At 37.7% G+C, this 19906-nt stretch carries 21 protein-coding genes and 2 pseudogenes; 15 read left to right on the top strand and 8 right to left on the bottom strand.

The window, feature by feature from the left end:
• Positions 1-277: 277 nt before the first annotated feature.
• The 5 genes from D0T87_RS22240 to D0T87_RS22220 all read right to left on the bottom strand — a co-directional run bounded on the left by D0T87_RS22240 (position 278) and on the right by D0T87_RS22220 (position 5208).
• The gene (locus D0T87_RS22240) at positions 278-1327 is read right to left on the bottom strand and encodes an AAA family ATPase (protein ID WP_163178167.1); all 1050 of its coding nucleotides are present in this window, start codon (positions 1325-1327) and stop codon (positions 278-280) included.
• Positions 1327-1629 (bottom strand): DUF3853 family protein, encoded by a 303-nt coding sequence (locus D0T87_RS22235; RefSeq protein WP_163178165.1) that lies wholly within the window; start codon positions 1627-1629, stop codon positions 1327-1329. Before D0T87_RS22235 ends, D0T87_RS22240 begins: the two co-directional genes overlap by 1 nt.
• Positions 1630-1804: 175 nt before the next feature.
• Positions 1805-2833, bottom strand: coding sequence for a hypothetical protein (locus D0T87_RS22230; RefSeq protein ID WP_163178163.1), 1029 nt, complete (start codon positions 2831-2833; stop codon positions 1805-1807).
• 6 nt (positions 2834-2839) lie between these two features.
• Entirely contained in the window at positions 2840-3850 is a 1011-nt protein-coding gene (locus tag D0T87_RS22225; protein WP_163178161.1) for a YhcG family protein, read from the bottom strand.
• A 59-nt stretch (positions 3851-3909) separates the two neighbouring features.
• Complete coding sequence (locus D0T87_RS22220) at positions 3910-5208, bottom strand: site-specific integrase (protein WP_163178159.1); 1299 nt, start codon at positions 5206-5208, stop codon at positions 3910-3912.
• Positions 5209-5687: 479 nt separating this feature from the next.
• On the opposite strand from D0T87_RS22220, the pseudogene D0T87_RS22215 reads away from it, so the two are divergent.
• The 15 genes and pseudogenes from D0T87_RS22215 to D0T87_RS22145 all read left to right on the top strand — a co-directional run.
• Positions 5688-6878: pseudogene (locus D0T87_RS22215) on the top strand (site-specific integrase); the annotation flags it as partial.
• A gap of 272 nt (positions 6879-7150) precedes the next feature.
• Positions 7151-8047, top strand: coding sequence for a site-specific integrase (locus tag D0T87_RS22210; RefSeq protein WP_129733282.1), 897 nt, complete (start codon positions 7151-7153; stop codon positions 8045-8047).
• A gap of 11 nt (positions 8048-8058) precedes the next feature.
• Positions 8059-8583, top strand: coding sequence for an ORF6N domain-containing protein (locus D0T87_RS22205; protein WP_129733283.1), 525 nt, complete (start codon positions 8059-8061; stop codon positions 8581-8583).
• 6 nt (positions 8584-8589) lie between these two features.
• Complete coding sequence (locus tag D0T87_RS22200) at positions 8590-9009, top strand: virulence RhuM family protein (RefSeq protein ID WP_129733284.1); 420 nt, start codon at positions 8590-8592, stop codon at positions 9007-9009.
• 22 nt (positions 9010-9031) lie between these two features.
• Positions 9032-9562, top strand: a complete 531-nt coding sequence (locus D0T87_RS22195) for a hypothetical protein (protein ID WP_129733285.1) — start codon at positions 9032-9034, stop codon at positions 9560-9562.
• A 507-nt stretch (positions 9563-10069) separates the two neighbouring features.
• Positions 10070-10306 (top strand): hypothetical protein, encoded by a 237-nt coding sequence (locus tag D0T87_RS22190; protein ID WP_203558333.1) that lies wholly within the window; start codon positions 10070-10072, stop codon positions 10304-10306.
• A 19-nt stretch (positions 10307-10325) separates the two neighbouring features.
• Positions 10326-11318: a fusion protein gene (locus tag D0T87_RS22185; protein WP_129733287.1), complete on the top strand. Its 993-nt coding sequence runs from the start codon at positions 10326-10328 to the stop codon at positions 11316-11318.
• A 51-nt stretch (positions 11319-11369) separates the two neighbouring features.
• Positions 11370-11576 (top strand): hypothetical protein, encoded by a 207-nt coding sequence (locus D0T87_RS22180; RefSeq protein ID WP_129733288.1) that lies wholly within the window; start codon positions 11370-11372, stop codon positions 11574-11576.
• Positions 11577-11596: 20 nt separating this feature from the next.
• A complete protein-coding gene (locus D0T87_RS22175; protein WP_129733289.1) occupies positions 11597-12157 on the top strand; it encodes a hypothetical protein in 561 nt (186 codons plus the stop codon).
• 47 nt (positions 12158-12204) lie between these two features.
• Positions 12205-12798 (top strand): hypothetical protein, encoded by a 594-nt coding sequence (locus D0T87_RS22170; RefSeq protein WP_129733290.1) that lies wholly within the window; start codon positions 12205-12207, stop codon positions 12796-12798.
• Positions 12799-12812: 14 nt separating this feature from the next.
• On the top strand, positions 12813-13745 hold the full coding sequence (locus tag D0T87_RS22165) for a hypothetical protein (RefSeq protein ID WP_129733291.1): 933 nt from the start codon (positions 12813-12815) through the stop codon (positions 13743-13745).
• Positions 13746-13783: 38 nt separating this feature from the next.
• Positions 13784-14017, top strand: coding sequence for a hypothetical protein (locus tag D0T87_RS22160; protein WP_129733292.1), 234 nt, complete (start codon positions 13784-13786; stop codon positions 14015-14017).
• Positions 14018-14028: 11 nt separating this feature from the next.
• Complete coding sequence (locus D0T87_RS22155) at positions 14029-14709, top strand: hypothetical protein (RefSeq protein ID WP_129733293.1); 681 nt, start codon at positions 14029-14031, stop codon at positions 14707-14709.
• Positions 14710-14717: 8 nt separating this feature from the next.
• Complete coding sequence (locus tag D0T87_RS24760; protein WP_229058435.1) at positions 14718-15080, top strand: hypothetical protein; 363 nt, start codon at positions 14718-14720, stop codon at positions 15078-15080.
• 143 nt (positions 15081-15223) lie between these two features.
• The gene (locus tag D0T87_RS22145; RefSeq protein WP_129733294.1) at positions 15224-16006 is read left to right on the top strand and encodes a DUF695 domain-containing protein; all 783 of its coding nucleotides are present in this window, start codon (positions 15224-15226) and stop codon (positions 16004-16006) included.
• 116 nt (positions 16007-16122) lie between these two features.
• On the opposite strand, the gene D0T87_RS22140 is transcribed toward D0T87_RS22145, so the two are convergent.
• The 3 genes and pseudogenes from D0T87_RS22140 to D0T87_RS22130 all read right to left on the bottom strand — a co-directional run.
• Entirely contained in the window at positions 16123-16920 is a 798-nt protein-coding gene (locus D0T87_RS22140) for a cation diffusion facilitator family transporter (RefSeq protein WP_129733295.1), read from the bottom strand.
• Position 16921: 1 nt separating this feature from the next.
• On the bottom strand, positions 16922-19099 hold the full coding sequence (locus D0T87_RS22135) for a TonB-dependent receptor (protein WP_129733296.1): 2178 nt from the start codon (positions 19097-19099) through the stop codon (positions 16922-16924).
• Positions 19100-19620: 521 nt separating this feature from the next.
• Positions 19621-19906 (bottom strand): annotated as a pseudogene (locus D0T87_RS22130) (hypothetical protein); the annotation flags it as partial.

The following is a 19906-nucleotide window of genomic DNA, read 5'->3' as shown; positions in this document are numbered from 1 at the left end:
AGAAGTCAATTCAAATCGTCACGCAACGAAAATCTTCTGAAACCACGATATACAAAACATTTCAAAGAACGATTTTTATTTTTTAGTGCCCACTAGTGAGTTTGAATATTAAATAAGTTATCTTTTTTCTTTCACGGGGAAAGTTATTCCCGAAATACAACTTTACTTTATAGTGTATATATAGAAAACGAGGTAAAGTAAAGTGCTTCCGGCTGCCTATCTGTGAAAGGCTTTACTTTACCCTATTATCTATGCACCCGAAGTAGAGTAAAGCATTTTAGTAGTTGAATTGGGGATTGAATTTATATTTCCGGGCGGCATCTTTTATTATCATCCGCTTGTTTTCCAGAAATTTCTTTAATTTCCCAAGTTTGTTCTCCCCATATTCACAGCCAATCGTTGCATATCCTTGTTTAAGGGCATCTATCAGGTCATTGTATCCATATGATTCAGCATCCGAAAATGTGGCTTCCAGTGCCTGCCTATGCTGTTCTGCTTGCAGTTCGGAATAGCTATAATGCTGGGATTTACCTTTCTTGTCGCTGAATGTATATTCACTGACTAATTCGGGTAAAGCATTATCATTGATACGGAATGCAAACGGCTGGAAATCCATTGCCCGGATATGGACTGCCTGAACAGTACTTATATCGTTATCGAATTTGTCTTTGGCGACTTCCAAAACGGTTTCGGCTTTATTGTTCAATTCTGTTCCAATATGCCCGCGTGCATTCTCATCGGCTTTGTTTTGGTGGAGAATGGTGTGGATATGGATTTGCCTTTCATCTGTCCATTGCATCAACTTGGATATAATCCTGGTTGATTCGCTCGGACTGTTGATGTCGTATACCATATCCCGGATACCGTCTATAATGACTAATCCTAAACCTTCCGTTTCGTAAATGGCCTTTTCTACAATAGCTATCCTTATTTCGGGCGTATGCCTGCGTAGTGAGAGAAACTCTAAATTGGTAAGTTCTTCATCTAATGGGAATCCTGCCATACGGGCAATCCGTTTCATTACTTTTTGGCAATGGTAAGGGCTTTGTTCGGTATCCACGTATAAAATCTTCTGTTTATTCTCCGGTAGCTCTGCATCGTATTGTAAAACGGTTCCATTCTTCAATGCAGCGGCTACAATGGCCGACACATTGAATGTCTTCTTGCTCTTTGCTTTGCCAATGGATGCACTGAAATTGCCAAGTGTGCCAATTGGTGAACCATGCACACGGAGAATTTCGGGTGCTATTACATATTCGCCGGTTAGTGTAAGCCGGGAAGCCTGCCAGAGGATGGTTATTTTTTCGCTTGGGTTTTGTGTTTCCATTATTTACGTCCTCCGGTTTTACGTCCTGCCAATTCAAGTGCAAGGTCGGAATCGACAATAATCTTCCGTCCTATCTGGGTGATAGCTCTATCAATCTTCCCGCTTTGTTTGATGCGGTTGGCGGTCGGCATACTACATCCGAATAACCGGGCAATGCCGGCTATTCCATACACATACTTTTTTGAGGAATCAATTACAGGTGTTACGACCTCTTTAGTTATCCCCTCGCTTTGTAACAGGTAAACCAGTTCTTCGCCTGTCATTTGCCAGAGCGGTTTATTTTTTAAATCGTGTAAATTCATATTACAATACTTTACTGTGAAACAATAGCCTTGTACTTCGGCGGATTATTGTTCGAACACTGCAAAGCTACAACCTCAATCAGGTGGTGATTGGGTGGTAACGCAAAATGAATATCACTGATAATCAGGTGATATTAAAAATATTTTGAGTGGTAAAAGTGGTAATCGAGTGGTATCAGGAAATATTTTTGAATATATCATCAATACAACGGGCAAAACGCTCGTTTTCCCGGCTTGGAATTTCAGAAACGGGAACTTTATACTTGGAATTATAGTAATCTTCTTTGATGCCGGCTGATTTTAGAATATCGGAACGCCATTGCGCACGGCTCTCCGTTTTAAGGCATTCATAGAGTTTGTATATCAGATAGCACACGCGGATACCTTCCCTGTCCTTAACCGTTAACCGGGAATTACAGGGTTGCAGATTAAGTAGCGCATAAAAATCAGTCTCCGAAAGGTTTTCAAACTGGATGTTGTTGCATTCCTGATGAATCAGCGAAACCAGATTCATATCGAAATATATTCCTGGCTTGATGGTCGGAGTGTTATTGGGTGTTTTTTTCTTTTCAACAGGAAAGTAATTGCCAAGCAAAGAAATAAAGGTGTTGCTCAAATCAAGAATGTCTCCAAATACATTGTGAATGTATTGAAAAGCATTTTGGTCGGATTCCTTTTGCTGCTCATAGAGATTCTTTAGCTTATCTTGTTCTTTCTTATATAGGTTCTCGACCTGCTCCTCTTTCCTTGTGAGTTGTTGCTCCGCTACTTTATCGTAGTTCCAACTTGCGGACTCCAACGAATTTCTGACCTGTGTAAGTTCTTGCCAAAGTTTATGTGTAGCTTCTAATTGTCCCTCTATCTTAAAGCGAACTGGGTCATGCCTACTTGTGCAGACGTTAAGTGTGTTTATATTGTCAAACAGTTCTTTGTGAGCTGTATATAGTTCGATATTCTTGCTTATTTCCTCTCTTAGGTTGACGGCGATTAATGCCAATTTCTCTTTATCTGTGGAAAGGAGCAGATGTAAAACCGCTTTTTCAAATACTTGTTTATCTTTGAAGGTATTATAGAAATCCGTGATACGACACTGGCTCTCAAAACTAAATTTCAAACTATCCGCTATCTGCTTATAGATTGAGTTCATCAGCCTGTATTGAGGCAACAGGTCTGTTAATAAGGATATGTGTTCATTTTTCTCCATTTTTTCTCACTCCAACTCGTTTATCTCTCGCTTTAACTCTGTCAGTAGCTGTTTCTCTGTCGGTAAATAAAGCTGATATTTACTTGCCATTATCGTTTTATTTTCTTCCGGCAACGAATATTTTACTACTGCATTGTTCTTGTCCGCACAAAGAAGGATTCCGATTGTTGGATTCTCATCTGCCGCTTTCTCATTCCTATCGTAATAATTCACATACATTTGTAACTGACCTATATCTGTATGTGTGATTTTGTGTGTTTTAATTTCGATAATTACGAAACAACGCAATAATCGATTATAAAAAACCAAGTCAATAAAAAAATCGTCATCTTCCAGAAGTATCCGCTTTTGTCGTGCAACAAATGAAAATCCATTACCTAATTCCAAAAGAAAGAGTTGTAAATTCGTTATCAATGCACTCTCCAAATCTTTCTCGTAATATGCTGCATCACGCTTTAACCCTAAAAATTCCAAAACCATAGGGTCTTTTATTATTTCAGTCGGTAGTTCCGGTGTCCTTTGCTTACGTGCGACTTCTAAGACCGCTTTTTTGTCATTGCTTAACAACAGTCTTTCATACAATCCCGAATTGATTTGCCTTTCTAGTTCCCGTCCTGTCCATCCGTTGTTTACGGCTTCCAATTCATAATACTCTTTTTTGTCTTCATTATCAATCTGCATCAAAAGCCGATACTGATACCAGTTTAATTGCGAACGCAGTGCGTTCGCAATTGGATATGTTCGGTAAAACTGACGGCATTGTTCTAACGTTCTAACGGAAAATCCGGTGCCGAACTCCGGCATTATATTAATTGATAGATTGCGTATTAGGTAGTTACCGTATTCAGCGCGGTCTTTCTCTTGCTGTTCTTCAACAAAAATACGTTCTCCTAATTTCCAATACATTTTTACCCGCTCAAAGTCAACACTTCTTATTGCTGAATCTCTGGCTGACGTAATAATACCTTTTATGTCAGAGACAAAATTACTGCGAAGTTTAATGTTCTTATTGGTCATAAAGTACTTGTATCTATCTTGTTTATAAATCGATTGTTCTGCAAAGGTACTATAATAAATTATATCTGGTTGAATTTATCCATTGCATTGGCTCTAATGTCGTCTGCAATATCTATATAAGGCTTCATAGCTTTATAATCATTGTGTCCAGTCCATTTCATAACAACTTGCGGAGGAATACCGAGCGACAGGGCATTACAAATAAAGGTTCTTCGCCCTGCATGGGTTCCCAATAGCACATATTTAGGCGTAACCTCCTCTATGCGCTCGCTCCCTTTATAATATGTTTCCCGAACAGGCTCGTTTATTTCTGCTATCTCTGCCAGTTCTTTCAGGTAGTCATTCATCTTTTGATTGCTGATAACCGGCAAAGCCTTATCGTTTTCAAAATGAACATCTTTGTATTTGTCCAATATTGATTTGCTATGGTTGTTCAGGTCAATAATCAGGCTGTCTGCCGTTTTTATAGTTGTGATTTCTATGTGGTTATCTTTTATATCGCTTTTCCGCAGGTTGTATATATCCGAATGTCGGAGTCCGGTGAAACAAGAGAACAGGAACACATCCCGGACACGTTCCAGATATTTTTTTGTTTCGGGGATAACACAATCACGAAGTTGGTTCAATTCTTTCCATGTCAGGAATATGACCTTTTTCTTGGTGCTTTTCAGTTTGGGTTTGAAGTCTTCAAAATCACGGTTGGTGTTATGTCCTTTCTTGGTACTCCACCGGAGAAACCATTTCAAGTAACTGATTTGCTTTTCTATCGTGCTGTTTCTCATATCCAGAGTAGTGCGAAGATAGTTGACGTAATCCATTAGTCGGGATTCGGTAAGAGTCTCAAAAGATAGGTTCTCATCAAAATTGTGCAGGTGGTTCCTTACGGCTGCAAACTTTTCGTATGTAGCACTTCCCCAACTGTTTTGGCTTCCACATTCTTTGATAAATCCATCAAAAGCCTTGTTAAATACAACTGATTTCGGAATTTCAACCTTTTCTACTTTCTGTTCCGATTCCGGCTGTTTATTTCTGTCGTTGAGCGCCCCTTTTAGTTGTTCGGGGGTGGGAATCGTATCCTGTACTTCAAACTCTTTGAATATCTCTTGAATATCCGTGTAGTATTTCAATAGGTCGGCATTAATTTCGGATGCACTTTGCTTCAACTTGTTTGTACAACCATTTTTTACCCGCTGTTTGTCAGCATCCCATTTGGCTGTATCAATCCGATAGCCGGTTGTAAACTCAATTCGCTGTCCGTGATAGATGACACGCATACGGATAGGAACGTTCTCTACAATGGCTTTACCGTCTTTCTTTCGACTTTCAAGAGCGAATACGATGTTTCTTTTTATATTCATGGGTGATAGTATTAATTACACCGATTAAGTCAACACCCAAAAATACACCCAATTTTTGAGATAGCAAAACAAATTTCGATATATTTTACGATATGGATTATCAAGTAATTGACTGATAATCAGAAGAAATAATGCTTTATGATTTTTCATGAAATCGTGGGTTCCGGTGCCGTCCATACCGCGGAAAGCCTAAGTCAATAGGCGCCAAAAAAGAGACAAGTCCTTCATATTCAGTGAATATGAGGGACTTTTTTTATTTATGTTGTCTTAGGAAAAAGCCAAAATAAAGCCAAAAAAAGACATTTAGTGTGTCCCATTTCATACCCCAAACCAAAAAGGGACACAGGGGGTACGAGAAATCAAAGAAAAAGGGGTACGAATTGTCCAAAATTGGCAGTGTGTTGTCGGGAATTGGCAGTCTGCATAAAACTCATTAACAGATAGTTTACTTTAATTTTGTAACATTAAAAAATGAGTTTATGAAAAGTACATTTAAAGTTCTTTTCTTTTTGAAAAGAGACAAGCAAAAATCCGATGGCAGTGTTCCTATCATGTGCCGGATTACAATCGACGGACAAATAAGCCGTTTCAGTACCAAATTAAATGTGCATCCTAAATCATGGGATGTAAAGTCGTCAATGGCTCTGGGCAGAACAAAAGAAGCTGTCGAGATAAATACCTTTCTGGAAACAATTAAAACAGGCTTATACAACGTTTACCATGATTTACTCACCAAAGAGAACAATGTTAATCCTGATCGGGTTAAAAATATCTTTCTTGGTCTTGAAATTAAAAACCAAACCGTACTCGAATTATTCCAACGGCATGTTGATGATATCGCTAAATTGGTTGGTATAAGCAGGGCAAAAGGTACACTTCAAAAATATGACGTAGCCCGTAGGCACATGGCTAATTTTATTAAAGAGTATTATAATGTTGCTGATATTTCTTTGAAAGAGGTAAATCACTCCTTTTTGAGAAATTTTGAAGTGTACCTAATGACAAGCTGCAAATGTAAGGAAAATACTACTGCTAAATTCTTACAGCGATTCCGCACTATTATTCTTTTCGCCAAAAATAACGGTTGGATTCACATTGATCCTTTTGCCAACTATAAAATAAAGTTTAAGAAAGTCGATAGAGGCTATTTAATGCAAGAACAAATAGACGAAATCATGAAGAAACAATTCTCTTCTGAACGTTTGGAGCGAGTAAGAGATATCTTTATTTTTAGCTGTTATACCGGACTTTCCTATATAGACGTAAAAGGATTGGATGAAAGTAATATCCGCATTTCATTTGATAATAATTTGTGGATAATGGGGAAACGTGAAAAGACAGGTACAAGCTACAATATTCCATTACTCGACATTCCAAAGCAAATTATTGAGAAGTATAAAGGGACGATGCCCAATAAGAAAGTTCTCCCTGTTCCAAGCAATCAAAAAGTGAATGAATATCTCAAAGAAATCGGAGCTGTTTGCGGTATTGACAAAGATTTAACATTTCATCTTGCAAGACACACTTTCGCCACTCTTACGCTTACAAAAGGAGTTTCCATTGAAAGTGTATCAAAAATGTTAGGTCATACAAACATAAAAACTACCCAAATTTATGCAAGAATTACCGATGTTAAGGTAAGCAACGATATGGCTTCTTTTGCTGAAAAACTTGAAGAAAGGCGAATCAAATCTAAATCTAATTTAGATAAACTTTTTGAATGCCTTTCATTGCATGAAAAAATGGCTTTATTTAATCTTCCCGGCACTCTGTCTGATGATCCCGAAAGATTAAAGCGTATATCTGTCATGTGGCATAGCCTTTCAGAAGAAGAAAAATTATCTCTCTGGTCTAATACTTTTGAAAATGAAGGCAATCTCACTTTTAAATCGGAAAAAGCCAATACTCAATTAGCTGTTTAACCCACTAATTTTTAATAGTAATGAAAAAAAATGAATATTCAACAGTAATAGCTCTGTTCGACGAGTATAATAAGAATGTATATAAGGTTAAAGCCTTATCTACCTACCTGAAATATGAAGCGGTGAGAAACTATATCGCTGATTACATTAAACAACGATATGGGAAAGTTGATTACTTGCTGTCCGAAATCGACGTCAATTTCATAATAGGTTTTGAAAATTACCTGATGAAGTTTCGCAAATATAACGTAAACACAGCCGCCAAGAAAATAGAATTATTCCGTCGTATTGTAAATATAGCCTGTGAAAAACAGGCTATATCCAACAACCCTTTTAGCCATTACCGGATTAAAAGGCAAGAGGTAGTTCGTGCCTTCCTTTCGGAAAAGGAGTTACAGTCTATTTTGAGCAAAAAGTTTTCGACTAAAAGACTTGAACAAGTAAGGGATGTATTTATCTTTTCCTGTTTTACAGGTCTGAATTATTCAGACTTATCAATGCTAACAACCGAAAATTTTGAAACAGATAAAGACGGTAATCCTATTATCAAAATTATGCGGAGCATGACATATACACCTGTTATAATCCCTTTGCTTTCAGTTCCGCAGAAAATTTTGAATAAGTACAGTCAAAATTTACCGATAGCAAGTAATCAAAAGATGAATGATTATTTGAAAGAAATCGGTGATATTTGCGGTATTGGTAAAAATCTCACTTTCAGGGTTGCAAGAAACACATTTGCGACTACTATTACCTATATGAATGGGGTACCCATTGAAACAATATCCCGAATGTTAGGACATACCAATATAAATACAACCCAAACATTGGTACGAATGGATAACGGAAAGATTGGGCGGGATATGTTGAAATTATCAGAACACCTTACAGGTATGGATACTGCATTAAACCTCTAAAAATATTTATCATGGAATTACAAATTATTCAAAGCAAGATTTATGAAATCCGAGGTATGCGAGTTATGTTGGATTACGATTTGGCTGAATTATATCAGGTTGAAACCAAAAATCTGAAACGTTCTGTTCGTCGGAACATAGACCGTTTTCCTCCGGATTTTATGATTGAACTCTCAAAGGAAGAGTACGATTTTTTAAGGTGCAATTTTGGCACCTTAGAAAATCAAGGACAAGGGCAACACGTAAAATACTTACCTTTTGCATTTACTGAACAGGGTATAGCCCAACTGTCAAGCGTTCTTAACAGCACGTTGGCCATTCAGGTTAATATATCTATTATCAGAGCTTTTGTCGCTTTACGACAATATGCACTGGGTTATGCGGAATTAAATCGTAAATTGGAGGAATTTATGGTGGAAACAAATATGCAGTTTAGTGATATTTACCAAGCTCTTACCGAACTTGCATCACAAAAGGAACTGGAAAATAAACCCCGTAAGCGTATTGGTTATAATGTTCAACAGGATGAAGAATAATATATTATGGAACGAGGATATATAAATATTAAAGAAAATAGTGAAAATCAACTGATTGTTGAAGCAAAACTTGTAAATTGCACCCTGTGGGTAACGAAACATCAAATTGCCGACTTATTTAATGTATTTGTCAATACGATTGGTAACAATCTACGGAGTATATTCAAATCCGGCTTGCTCCGTGAAGAAGATGTTACCCGAATACATAAATTTGAGAGCAACGGGCACCCATGCGAAACGGTACTGTATAATCTGGAAGCACTGATATTTGTCAGCTACCGTGTAGCATCTTTTGAAGCAAAAGCATTTCGGGAATGGGTAATGAAAGCATTAACCGAATATACCCGGACTGATAATAAAAAATCAACAGAAGTTCTGATAGTATATAACCTACACTCAAAACTTCCGGCTATTTCGATGAATTAATAAACGTTTAATACATTTAGATATGAAACACGTATTTTATTTACTTATCGCTGTTTTTATGGTTTCCTGCGGTTCAAACTCATCAACGAGTAATTACGAAAAAACCATTACTGATAACCTGTTAAAAGGGAGCGACACAAAAGAAAATCTCAACTTCAAAATTATTGAGATTAGCGAAACCGGCAACGTTACGGTTGCCGACAGTATCGCCTATCTTACTGATGAATTTCAGAAAAATAATCAACCTAACATCAGTAAGATTGAGCTGGCTAAAAAAATGAGTGAAGATCTACTGGCAAGAGAAAAAAATCAAGCTAAAATTGATAAATACAATGCTGATATTGCACGGATGAGCAATACTATTGATTCTCTAAAAAATCTTACTCCGGATAATCTTAACGGATATGACAGTAAGAATCCGAATGATGTTCTTGCCGTAATTGTTAGATGCAAATACTCAATCGCTCCGGGTGGAACAGCCGTTGAAGAAACATTTGATTTCTACTTATCTCCTGACGGCAGCAAATGCTACGGAAAAACCAGAGCAAAATAAAAATACATATCACAATCCAAATGGAGCCTGTATCGTAAAAATCGGTACAGGCTTTTTTTGTATATAGCTTTCCTTTCTGTGAGGAAAGTTCTGCGTTTTATTATGATAAACGCAAAGCAGACAACCAAATTTCCTTTTTTCTGTACTTCCCTCGGTATAATTTCTTCCTCATTTAGTTATGACCATAAAAAAGGAGGGGTTCGGAGTGAACGAGTATCAGGCGCGAATTTATTTCATGTTTATTGGCTGCACAAGATCAGACGTGTTTTTAAAAAAATCTTCCTCGATTCAAAATCTCTTTTGTAATAGATTTTAAGAAATTATCCGGGCAATAATTATAGCCTCTTTTCTTAAAGAAATGTATCTGCACCCCAATCAGGTACAGGAAAGCGAGTGTATTTTTTTGAAAAATCTTGATGCTGCCAAAAAGCACTGCGTGAGTAAGGCACCTGAAACTCGATCACACCTCACCCTCTCCATACTGGCATAAAAAAAAAGTCAGAAATTATGAGAAGTACAGAAAAAAATAGGAAACAACGACCGACAGCCTACCATCCAATTAGCATAAAATTGGTTTTAAAAATCGTTTTGGCGGTTTTGGGCTTCTGTGTGTGGGGAACAGGGTTTATTTGGGCTTTAGTGGGCTTGTATCTCTTTCTTCCTGTTATACGGGGTATCCTCTCCTTTTTCGTGGGTATGGGTGCTATAATCCTCTTTATTCTCGCAATGCTGACCTTTTTATAATCCCTTAAAATTTAGAGTTATGAGCAAAGTATTTTTATTAGGAGCAAACAAGGAAATTGACAAGGCTATACAGGTTGTTCAAGTCAATCAGGTTATCCAAATGGAGGGTTATAGCTATGACAGATATGTAGTCTATGACATCGTTAAAAATAACTGGGGTATCACTTACAAGCTGATTAACCTACGGAAAAAAGTTTTTCAGACAGCAGACATAATCAGACCATTAAGCGAAAAATTCGGTATCGGTTATTATTACGACAGCGAAAATCCTGAATTTATGGATGGTTTTGAAGTGGCGTTACTTCTTCAGGAAGCGAAAGACATAGTTAAAGCGGAAACAGACGAAGCCGAAAAAGAGAAGATAAGAGTAGAAGAAGTTAAGGTAATAGGGCGTAAACGTTTTGCCGAGATATTTCCCGAAGATGCGCAAGCGGTAATCGTGGCACGTCTGAAACAAAACGAAAGCGATAGTCAAACCGACTATTACGGAAGTAGCACACAACGCACCGTCATTTTAGGCTTTTCCAAACATAAAAGGGATATTTTTTCCGAAATGCGTAAATACGCATCAAACTTCGAGGAAACCGCCTATTTAGCCGAGTTTAACGAGGATTACGAAAATAGGGAAAAATACTCTATGGGTGCAGGGTATTATTTAGGAGAATATAGGCATAGCGGTTGGATAATTAAAAAAGTGCCAGTATATAACCGTGAACGCACTATTGAAGATTTTGCATACACAGCAGGAAGCGAAGATAATATACATATCAGTAAGTCCAACACAACGCCACCAACCAACCAGACAGGGGAAAGTAAATGCGGTTGTACAATGGTTGAGTATTCAGCCAAAGCAGTAGCGGTATTCGGGGAAACCAAAGCAATTAAAGACGAACTAAGAGCAATGGGAGGACGCTTCAACAGTCGATTAACCTTTAATGGGAAAAAAATTAAAGGATGGATTTTCCCGAAATCACAAGAGCAAAGGTTAGCCTATTATTTCGGATTGGATTAAACAATGTAGAACACAGGGCAGAGCCTATCTGCCCTACTAAAAACAATCACCATGAGAGTAGATATAGATATGAAATTCATCCACAGGTATAATAAAAACCTATCCTGTATAATTCTCGCAGAAACTGCAAAAGGGTGGAAAGTCAGCCAAACGGAAACCTTTGCCAACCCAAGAAAGAAGCCAAAAGTAACCGTCCAATTCTATCATGCAATTTGGTTTGATGACCAAAAAGGAGAATGGGACGCAGTAAATAATTAACAATCAAAAAACAATATATCATGTATTACGGATTAAAGAACCCCAATAGAAAACAAGAGTTCATTAATAGAATGAACCAACAAATTAAAGTAAATGAGAACCTTATAAAAGGTTTGGAAACGTGTGAGCCGTTTATCAGAGCCTTTAATGGCAAGGTAGCCAATTCAAAGCTAATTAAAGCCATATACACCGCAGAGAACCCGAACAACCTTTCTTACAGCATCACCGAAAAAAGAGGATGTAAAGGCATTGCAATCGGTATATCTGACAATAATCACAGAATGTATGCAAGTGTGGAGGGCAAAACATGGAATTATCTGACATCATACAACTGCGTTTTTCTCCTGCCAACAACCAAGCCTGATGAAAATTCACAAGACAGGATAAATGCGGATGAAGCAATCAAGCAAATTGAAATAGAAAAAGAATACCTCACAATTCTAATACAAGAATGTAAAGCCGATTTACAGATGTATGATGAAGAAATAACCGCATGGGAAGAACTTGAAAGGCAGATTGAAGCCTATGAACAAAAGTTCTCACCCAATCTGCGAGGAACTATAACAATGAGTGCAAGATAAAAGAAGTCAAACACGGGGCAGTAACCCTGCCCCACAAAATAACAGTCATGAAATACAGAGAATTGTCAGCATACGAAAAATTGCAAAAGATACAGGACATCAATTTTTGCAGGGCAGAACGCCACAATGTAGCTATATATCTGAACGCATTAAGACGTAACGACAGGGCGATAATAGAGGAATACGAGAGTTTTGGAAATACCCCTCGCCAGTTATTAATGAATAAACGAGAGTACGAAAGACATTTAGTATTTGGCTTCATTAAAAAGGAATTTAACGAATACGGTTGGTTGGAAAGACCTGATTTTTTGGAACGTGAAGAAATACAATTCCCACATCGGGACGGTTGGGCGGTATCTAACCATATCACACTGGGTAAAGGCTTAAACGGAAAATGGACTTATGGAATGAGTTACTCTCACAGTACAGGCGGATCAGGCTATGGGCTTAATGTATGGGGTAAAATATTCGACAATAGAAAAGACTGCCTGAAAGCAGCATTAAATGAAATGCTTACAGGACTTGAAAAAGACAGCAGTAAGACCGACCGATATGCAATCAATGTATTAAAACAAGCGAAAGCCTTATTTGACGAGATTACAGGGCGTAAACCTGTACAATTAGAATTATCATTCTTTTAATAAATCCAATCAATATGAAACCGAATAAAATAGCAATTATGTATAAGGGAGTTGTACATTTCCTGAACAGGGTAACAGGCGAAAGCAAGCATTATCAAATAGCTTTTGAAACTGACCGTTGGAGCATCCGTTTTTATCTGTTACAGAACGGTCAAATCCGAATAATCATAAATAAGTCTATCAAAAAGAGCGAAACGGAATATCATACGCATTTCTGCTATGACTGTTATTGCACACTTGATAAGAATGGTTTATTTCTCGATGACGTTCACGATCCTGCCACTTGCCGAAAGATAACCAACCCTACTAAATGGTTTACCATTGAACCCATGTTAAGGGATATTCACAACCAGTTAAAAGAAGAACTGGAAGCCTTGCACCCTTTCGACCTGATACACGATATAAGAGATTTAGAACACTTCATATACAGGAAAATGGAAGAATACGGAAAGGTAGAATTTACCGTAAACAACTCCCTACGTTTCGGTATCGGTGAAAATGCCTATACCACAAGCGAAGAAGCATTGAAAGCCAAAGAAAAAGAACCTGTTGTTTTGCTAAATCTATTCAATGGCAATCATATAATATCTAAAGACACTATCATCTTTTTCCTGTACTGGCTTTTGGACAGGGATAAAGAATTAAGTGTATCAGACGGACAAAAATTGAAAACGGTTGTCAGATCATTTGAGGAAAGTCCCAAAAAGCCGAATGAATGGTCTTTGCAAACTCTTAATACGTGGTGGCAATGGCTTAGTTTTGATGAATTTGAAGATATTACAGGTATAGAGCAGGACAGAGACGGCAATAATGAAATAGATGCAAAATTCCTTGATGATGCCAACCAATTTTGGCAAAATAAAACCTTTCAAGAAAAAATCAAAATTTATCAATCCAATTCACACTTACATGAGATTGTAAAAGAAAGGATTGAAGCATATGAATAACCAAAGGGCGGAGTAATCCGCCCATAATCTCAAAAAGCATGAAATTGAAAGTAAATAAAACAAATAAGACCTGCACAATTAGCGGACTAACTTCAACCGAAGTTGATGTAATATTGGGAATCGTAGATACTGCTAACAGGCGATGTTTCCGAGAACAAGAAGATAGCGGAGAATGGTATAGCAACGATGATTTTGTACTATCACTTACCGATGAACAACGACAAGCGTTGTCAAAAATCGGAGAAGAAATACAGCAAATTTATAACAGTTAATTATCAATATCATGGCACAGGAAAAAATAGACGATTGGATGCAAGATGCCAAAGACCTTGCAAAAGCGGAACGGGAACTCAAAATAGAACATTGGGTATATATAACCTTTGAAGTAAGGGACGAGGACAGAAACCGTGAAATACTACATATAATCGACATCCCTCGTGCCATGTTAGACCGTTGGCGGTGGGTTATTGAGTGGCGCAGGGCAAAATTGGTATGTAAATACCCCCGTAAGAAAATTTGGGTATATCACTGTGCATACGACAAGCGGACGGGATTGCAAACAGGTTTTGACTTCCTTTTAGGCAAAGTAGCTTCGGCAAAAGCGCAGATAACTAAGGTAGAAAGGGCAATCGCCAAATATATCGACTATATGACACACAATGACCTGTTTTTCAATCTTGAAACGGATGAAAAGTTACTCAAAGCCAAAGCCAAATTGGAACAGAAAAAGAAAAATTATAATGAAGCGTATGCCATTTTACAGGCAGAAGTCATCAAGCATAAACAGAACAGCACCATGTATAAATTATTTATTGGATTCAAAAAGTTGGGCGAGTTCAGCTCTATAATGGAAGCCAAGAAATACGCAGATAATAGCGGACTATCAGGTACTTTTAACCTGATTGGAGACAAGTATCAAGATAATTGGTATGTTTCCTCAATGCAAGTACAAACCTCTAAATAACAAAGAATATGACAACAATAAAAGACATAGATGGAAACATAATTGAAGTAACAGATTTGAACGCCGCCATTGACGAATGTAAGCGTTGTAAAGACAGTCCGTATAAAATGGAAAGCGGACACACCGTAGGCGAAAATTATGCCTATATGTTGGAACAACTGCTCCCGCTTCAACAACAAAGCCGTCGTTCACGTTGGTTGGAAGGTACAGAAATGCGCTACAATCAGGGCAAGCGTTTTACAAAAATGGATATTGCCTATGAAATCGGTCGGCACGAACCGTATCACCCTGCCTCTCTCTATTGGGATAGCCTGCGTCGAGAGGAACTTGTAGCGTTCTTCAATGAAATGTTCGGTACAGATATTCGTTGAATTTTCCTCTTTATACACGAAAAAATCCCGACGGAACACCGTCGGGATAGCTATTATATCACTAAATATTTTTTAGATTATCCTAATACAGTGAGTATTAAAATCTTTTAGTTAAATTCACGCCGTAATAAAAGTTATACAATATGTCAGAATCAATTAAAACCAACAATATACCAGAACAATGGGTTGCTTATTTCAGCCACATCGAAGATCATCCCGCTAACGTCCTGATGAACCTCGCGCTGGTAGACTTAGCCCCAATAGATAACCTCAAAGAGTTGCTGCTATTTACTATTCAGATGCTCTCCGCAGATGAAAACGGATTATTCACGGCAGAAGAAGAATCCGAGGTACTACACAGCATCCAAGAAGAAATCATCGAGGCTACCGAAAAGAAAAATGTCATCGTCGCAGGAATCGTTAAGTCAAACGGTCTGATGAATATGTACCTTTATGTAAAACACGGAAAAGAATGCGAGGAACTCTTAAAGTCCGTCATGAATGTACATCCCGAATACTCGTACAACATTGAAGTGCAGAAAGACAAGGATTGGAATACCTACTTCGACTTGTTGTACCCATCCAAATACGAACTGCAAACCATAGAAAACCAGTCGGTCTTATTCCAACTGGATCAGGACGGCGACGACTTCAGCAAAGAAAGGGAAGTGGATCACTTTATCTATTTCCCGACCGAAGAAGGGCGAGAGCAGTTTATTCGGGAAGTCGAAACGCTCGGATATAAAGTGGCGCTAAAAGAAACCGTAGATCATGGCGATTCCTATCATTTCGCATTGCAAATCTCCCGGCTAAACAATGTCATGCCCTCAGAGATTAACGAATATACATGGGAGTTAGTAACATTGGGTAATGACTACGGTGCCAAATACGACGGTTGGGGATGCTGCCCACAAAACAGCAGATAAAATATAGCTGATATAAAATAAACAGACGCGCGGTTTCCGCCCGTTACTATTCTTATGAGATCTGCAAATTATTTGAGAGAAAATATACAAATAATTTGCAGATCAAATGACATTATTTAATTTTTAGCAAGTTTCAATATCCTAATTGCCCCTCTTATAACAATAAGGAATACAATACTACCGATAATAAGGTCGGGTATCTGATTATTCAACTGCCATACTAAGAATCCGGCAAGAATTACCCCTGCATTTATTATTACATCGTTGGATGAAAAGATGATACTTGCCTGAATATGGGCATCTTTGCTCTTCGTCCTTTGAAGTAAAAGCAAACATATAACATTAGCAATCAAAGCAAGTACGGATATACCTATCATTGTTTGAAAAACAGGCATTTCCTCTGTACCTGTAAACCGTCTGATTACCTCTATAAAACCAACGGCAGCCAAAAGTATCTGGAAATATCCGCAAATCATAGCAACACGCTTCTTACGGCTTACGGCTGCACCGACTGCAAACAAACTTAATCCATAAACAAAAGCATCAGCAAGCATATCAAGGCTATCAGCAACCAATCCCATAGATTTGGATATAATACCCGTTGACATTTCAATCAGGAAAAAGCCGAAGTTAATAGCCAGTACAATCCAAAGGACTTTACGCTGTTTGCTATTTTCCTCTGCCTGGACTTCTCCTGTTACTTCTTTACTTTCAATAAAGCGTGAACCGAGATTCAAGGTAGCAAGCTGCTTTTCGATTTCCTGATAGTCGCCTGTATGGTAAACAGTAAATATCCTGCCTTTCAGGTCAAATTCCTGCTTTGCAACACCCTCTATATTTTGGAGTTTCATCCGAATGAGGTTTTCCTCACTCGGACAATCCATTTGTTCAATTTTAAAAATTGATTTATTCATTTTACAATTTAATTATAATCCCGGTATTCAGGATGAAACCGTCCAACGGTGCATAAATGTCCCGAAATTCAGGATTAGTCATCGAACCCGTATGAATGGTATCAAACCTTGTCTGCCGTCTGTCGGTAAAGTTCTCAAAGTTAGCATATATTGAGAACTTTTCCCAAATTCGTTGCATCATTAATCCGAAGACAAGGTAATCCTTACCTGTTTTACCGTCATTCAAATTTTGTTTTCCGGTATAATAAGCTTCCAATCCGATTTTCCATTTATCTTCCACCTCATACATTAAAACAGAATTGATTTTATGTTTCGGGGTTAAGGTTTTTTGGTAGCTTCTGCCGTCTTCCTTTACATCAGCATCCGTATAGGTATATCCGAGAAATAAACCGAAATCCTTATACTTAATTTTCATATTGGTTTCAGCCCCTTTACTATCCACGTGACCGTTAATGTTATTAAACTGCCAACGATTATTTTCAGCAGCTTGCAGTTCAAGCGGATTTTTCAGGTAAGTATAAAAGAATAACTGGTTTATACTTAAAAATACTTGGTCGCCGAACAAACCCGTTTTATAAGTAAAATCCACATTTGCCCCATAACTCCTTTCCAGTTTGTTCCTGTTGTCATCTATCGGCAAGACATTCTGAAACTGGATGCGTTCGCTATCTTCCGAAAAAATGGTAGGTGCTTTATATCCGAACCCACCACCTACACGGGATGAAAATTTCTCCGTTATCTTGAAATGAGAAGATATACGGGGTAGAACTGCAAAACCGTAATCGTTAATATAATCGGTACGCAATCCGCTTTCAAGATTCATCCAGTCCGTTATTTTCGTATTGTTCTGTACAAATACGCCTACGGTAGTCATATTGTAATCACGTAAAGGAAAATCGGTCAGTTTTTCTTCGGTAAACTTATCCGTCCACACATTCGCACCCGCTACCCATTCCGTTTTTTCTTTTGTATGTATATAAGATACTTCTGAAAAAGACGATAACTGGTCGCCGTCAAATTTGAAATCGGGAATCTCAATCTTACGGCTGAAATAAGTAATGCTGTTCTTTACATTTAATCTGTTTTGTTTGTCGAAACGATGTTCAAATGTAAGTTGGCTTGAATGCCTTTGTGTCTTGTTTCTTTCAAAATAGGAATGTTCTTCGTTTCCCTTATCTTTTACATACTCCATATCACCACCCAGACGGTTTTCAATCATGGAGTTTATACCGAAATTAAAATCTGTGTTTTCAGACAGGTACAAGAATAGCTTAGGATTAAATACAAACCTGTCGAACTTTGGTATTGCCGTAAAGCCAACATCTGACGGATCATAAGCCCAGTTACGGTTATACGATGCAAAAACGGTAGTACCTACCTTGTTGAATTTCTGACCGAAAAAGCTGTTTACATCAAGCCCTTTACCTGTTGTCCCATTCAGGTGGATTGAGAAATCCCTTTCCTTTTCAGGCGTTTTCGATATAAGGTTTACCAGTCCCGCAATAGCACCGCCACCGTATAAAGTAGAAGAAGAACCTTTTATTATTTCAACCTGCTTTAAATCGAGCGGTGGTGTCTGTAATAAACCTAATCCGCTTGCTGCACCTGAAAATACGGGAAAACCGTCTTTTAGTATCTGTGTATATCTACCGTCCAAACCTTGAATGCGAATAGATGAATTACCCGATATGGCTGATGTTTGTTGTGTCATAATACCCGTGCTTTCATTCAGAAGCATACGTATATCTCCGGGTTTCATCACTCCTTTTTCGCCTAACTCTTCGGCATTTATAAATTCAATACGGGTAGGAATATCTTTAAAAGTACGTGTCCCCCTTGTTGAAGAAACAACTACTTCCTGCAATGTTTCTTCATCAGGCTCAACCCTGATAACGATAGGTTCATCCGAAGCCAACGGGAATGTAAATTCTTTTATGGTCTTTTCATATCCTACATAAGTAATTTCAAACCTCTGTTTACCGTCTGGAATATTGGAGAGTACCGCTAATCCTTCAGCATCAGAAGATGTTCCGTTCGTAGTATTTTGAAGTATAATATTAGCACCGATTAAAGGCTCTTTGTTATCACAGTCTATTAGTTTAACGTTAAGTGTATTTTGAGCGAAAATATTGGAAATGCTGAATACTAAGAATAGCATCAGTATAATTTTTGTTTTCATTTTATTTCTTGTTTTTAAATCTTCAACTATAAATGATATGAGGATTACGATATTACAAAGAATGTATTATCGTAAAAATTGCAGGGCATATTCACAACGACCTGTATAATAAAAATTAGTTTATGCTTTTGGCGGTTGCCAGATTGAAGATTTATAATCAGAGAGAGCGTTTTTTACTATATAATCTGATTTATAATCAGGTATAGAGCCTAAAATTATTATTATTGGATTATAAAAACGGGCTTCCGGAAATCCGGAACAGGTATTACAATGTAGAAAAGGGGAACAACAACTATCATCGGAACAGTCGTCACAACTATTGCCTATGTCATTGCTCGTTTCAACGGTATCTGTATATATAGCTAAACATTTATCCTCAAAACAACATGGCATTACTGATAACAGTAATACATATATGGATAATATGAGGGACAAATATTTCATGCTGCAAAGATAGCGATTATGTTTTGCAACTTAGTTGCAAGTTTCGTACTATTTTCACAGATTATCTACTGTTTAATTTACGATTCTATTTCGGCTATTGCTTTTTCAATTTCAGCAAAGGCTTCGCTCATTACTTCCTCTACCAGTCCGCCGATTTGTGCTGCCATAGCAACCGAATTCATGCGCGAAATACGGGTTATACCATCAGAAGTCTGATATATAGATATGCGACATGGAAGTAATGATGAATAAAGACGTTCCATAGTAAGCCTTCGGTAATCCCCGCCTTTTAGTGTTTTCTTTTTTGTTCTACTTTTGGCATCAAAAAGCATTATGTTAACCCTACTCAAATTCCAAGAGATT

The organism is Bacteroides sp. 51 (assembly GCF_010500965.1).
In the GTDB taxonomy this organism is placed as follows: domain Bacteria; phylum Bacteroidota; class Bacteroidia; order Bacteroidales; family Bacteroidaceae; genus Bacteroides.
The sequence above is the reverse complement of the archived record's forward strand: the minus strand, read 5'-3'. Positions and strand labels throughout refer to the sequence as shown.

What these genes read in the sequence shown, in the direction of transcription:
- D0T87_RS22240 (WP_163178167.1), bottom strand. Translation starts at nt 1,327, where the DNA reads ATGGAAACACAAAACCCAAGCGAAAAAATAACCATCCTCTGGCAGGCT.
- D0T87_RS22235 (WP_163178165.1), bottom strand. Translation starts at nt 1,629, where the DNA reads ATGAATTTACACGATTTAAAAAATAAACCGCTCTGGCAAATGACAGGC.
- D0T87_RS22230 (WP_163178163.1), bottom strand. Translation starts at nt 2,833, where the DNA reads ATGGAGAAAAATGAACACATATCCTTATTAACAGACCTGTTGCCTCAA.
- D0T87_RS22225 (WP_163178161.1), bottom strand. Translation starts at nt 3,850, where the DNA reads ATGACCAATAAGAACATTAAACTTCGCAGTAATTTTGTCTCTGACATA.
- D0T87_RS22220 (WP_163178159.1), bottom strand. Translation starts at nt 5,208, where the DNA reads ATGAATATAAAAAGAAACATCGTATTCGCTCTTGAAAGTCGAAAGAAA.
- D0T87_RS22210 (WP_129733282.1), top strand. Translation starts at nt 7,151, where the DNA reads ATGAAAAAAAATGAATATTCAACAGTAATAGCTCTGTTCGACGAGTAT.
- D0T87_RS22205 (WP_129733283.1), top strand. Translation starts at nt 8,059, where the DNA reads ATGGAATTACAAATTATTCAAAGCAAGATTTATGAAATCCGAGGTATG.
- D0T87_RS22200 (WP_129733284.1), top strand. Translation starts at nt 8,590, where the DNA reads ATGGAACGAGGATATATAAATATTAAAGAAAATAGTGAAAATCAACTG.
- D0T87_RS22195 (WP_129733285.1), top strand. Translation starts at nt 9,032, where the DNA reads ATGAAACACGTATTTTATTTACTTATCGCTGTTTTTATGGTTTCCTGC.
- D0T87_RS22190 (WP_203558333.1), top strand. Translation starts at nt 10,070, where the DNA reads ATGAGAAGTACAGAAAAAAATAGGAAACAACGACCGACAGCCTACCAT.
- D0T87_RS22185 (WP_129733287.1), top strand. Translation starts at nt 10,326, where the DNA reads ATGAGCAAAGTATTTTTATTAGGAGCAAACAAGGAAATTGACAAGGCT.
- D0T87_RS22180 (WP_129733288.1), top strand. Translation starts at nt 11,370, where the DNA reads ATGAGAGTAGATATAGATATGAAATTCATCCACAGGTATAATAAAAAC.
- D0T87_RS22175 (WP_129733289.1), top strand. Translation starts at nt 11,597, where the DNA reads ATGTATTACGGATTAAAGAACCCCAATAGAAAACAAGAGTTCATTAAT.
- D0T87_RS22170 (WP_129733290.1), top strand. Translation starts at nt 12,205, where the DNA reads ATGAAATACAGAGAATTGTCAGCATACGAAAAATTGCAAAAGATACAG.
- D0T87_RS22165 (WP_129733291.1), top strand. Translation starts at nt 12,813, where the DNA reads ATGAAACCGAATAAAATAGCAATTATGTATAAGGGAGTTGTACATTTC.
- D0T87_RS22160 (WP_129733292.1), top strand. Translation starts at nt 13,784, where the DNA reads ATGAAATTGAAAGTAAATAAAACAAATAAGACCTGCACAATTAGCGGA.
- D0T87_RS22155 (WP_129733293.1), top strand. Translation starts at nt 14,029, where the DNA reads ATGGCACAGGAAAAAATAGACGATTGGATGCAAGATGCCAAAGACCTT.
- D0T87_RS24760 (WP_229058435.1), top strand. Translation starts at nt 14,718, where the DNA reads ATGACAACAATAAAAGACATAGATGGAAACATAATTGAAGTAACAGAT.
- D0T87_RS22145 (WP_129733294.1), top strand. Translation starts at nt 15,224, where the DNA reads ATGTCAGAATCAATTAAAACCAACAATATACCAGAACAATGGGTTGCT.
- D0T87_RS22140 (WP_129733295.1), bottom strand. Translation starts at nt 16,920, where the DNA reads ATGAATAAATCAATTTTTAAAATTGAACAAATGGATTGTCCGAGTGAG.
- D0T87_RS22135 (WP_129733296.1), bottom strand. Translation starts at nt 19,099, where the DNA reads ATGAAAACAAAAATTATACTGATGCTATTCTTAGTATTCAGCATTTCC.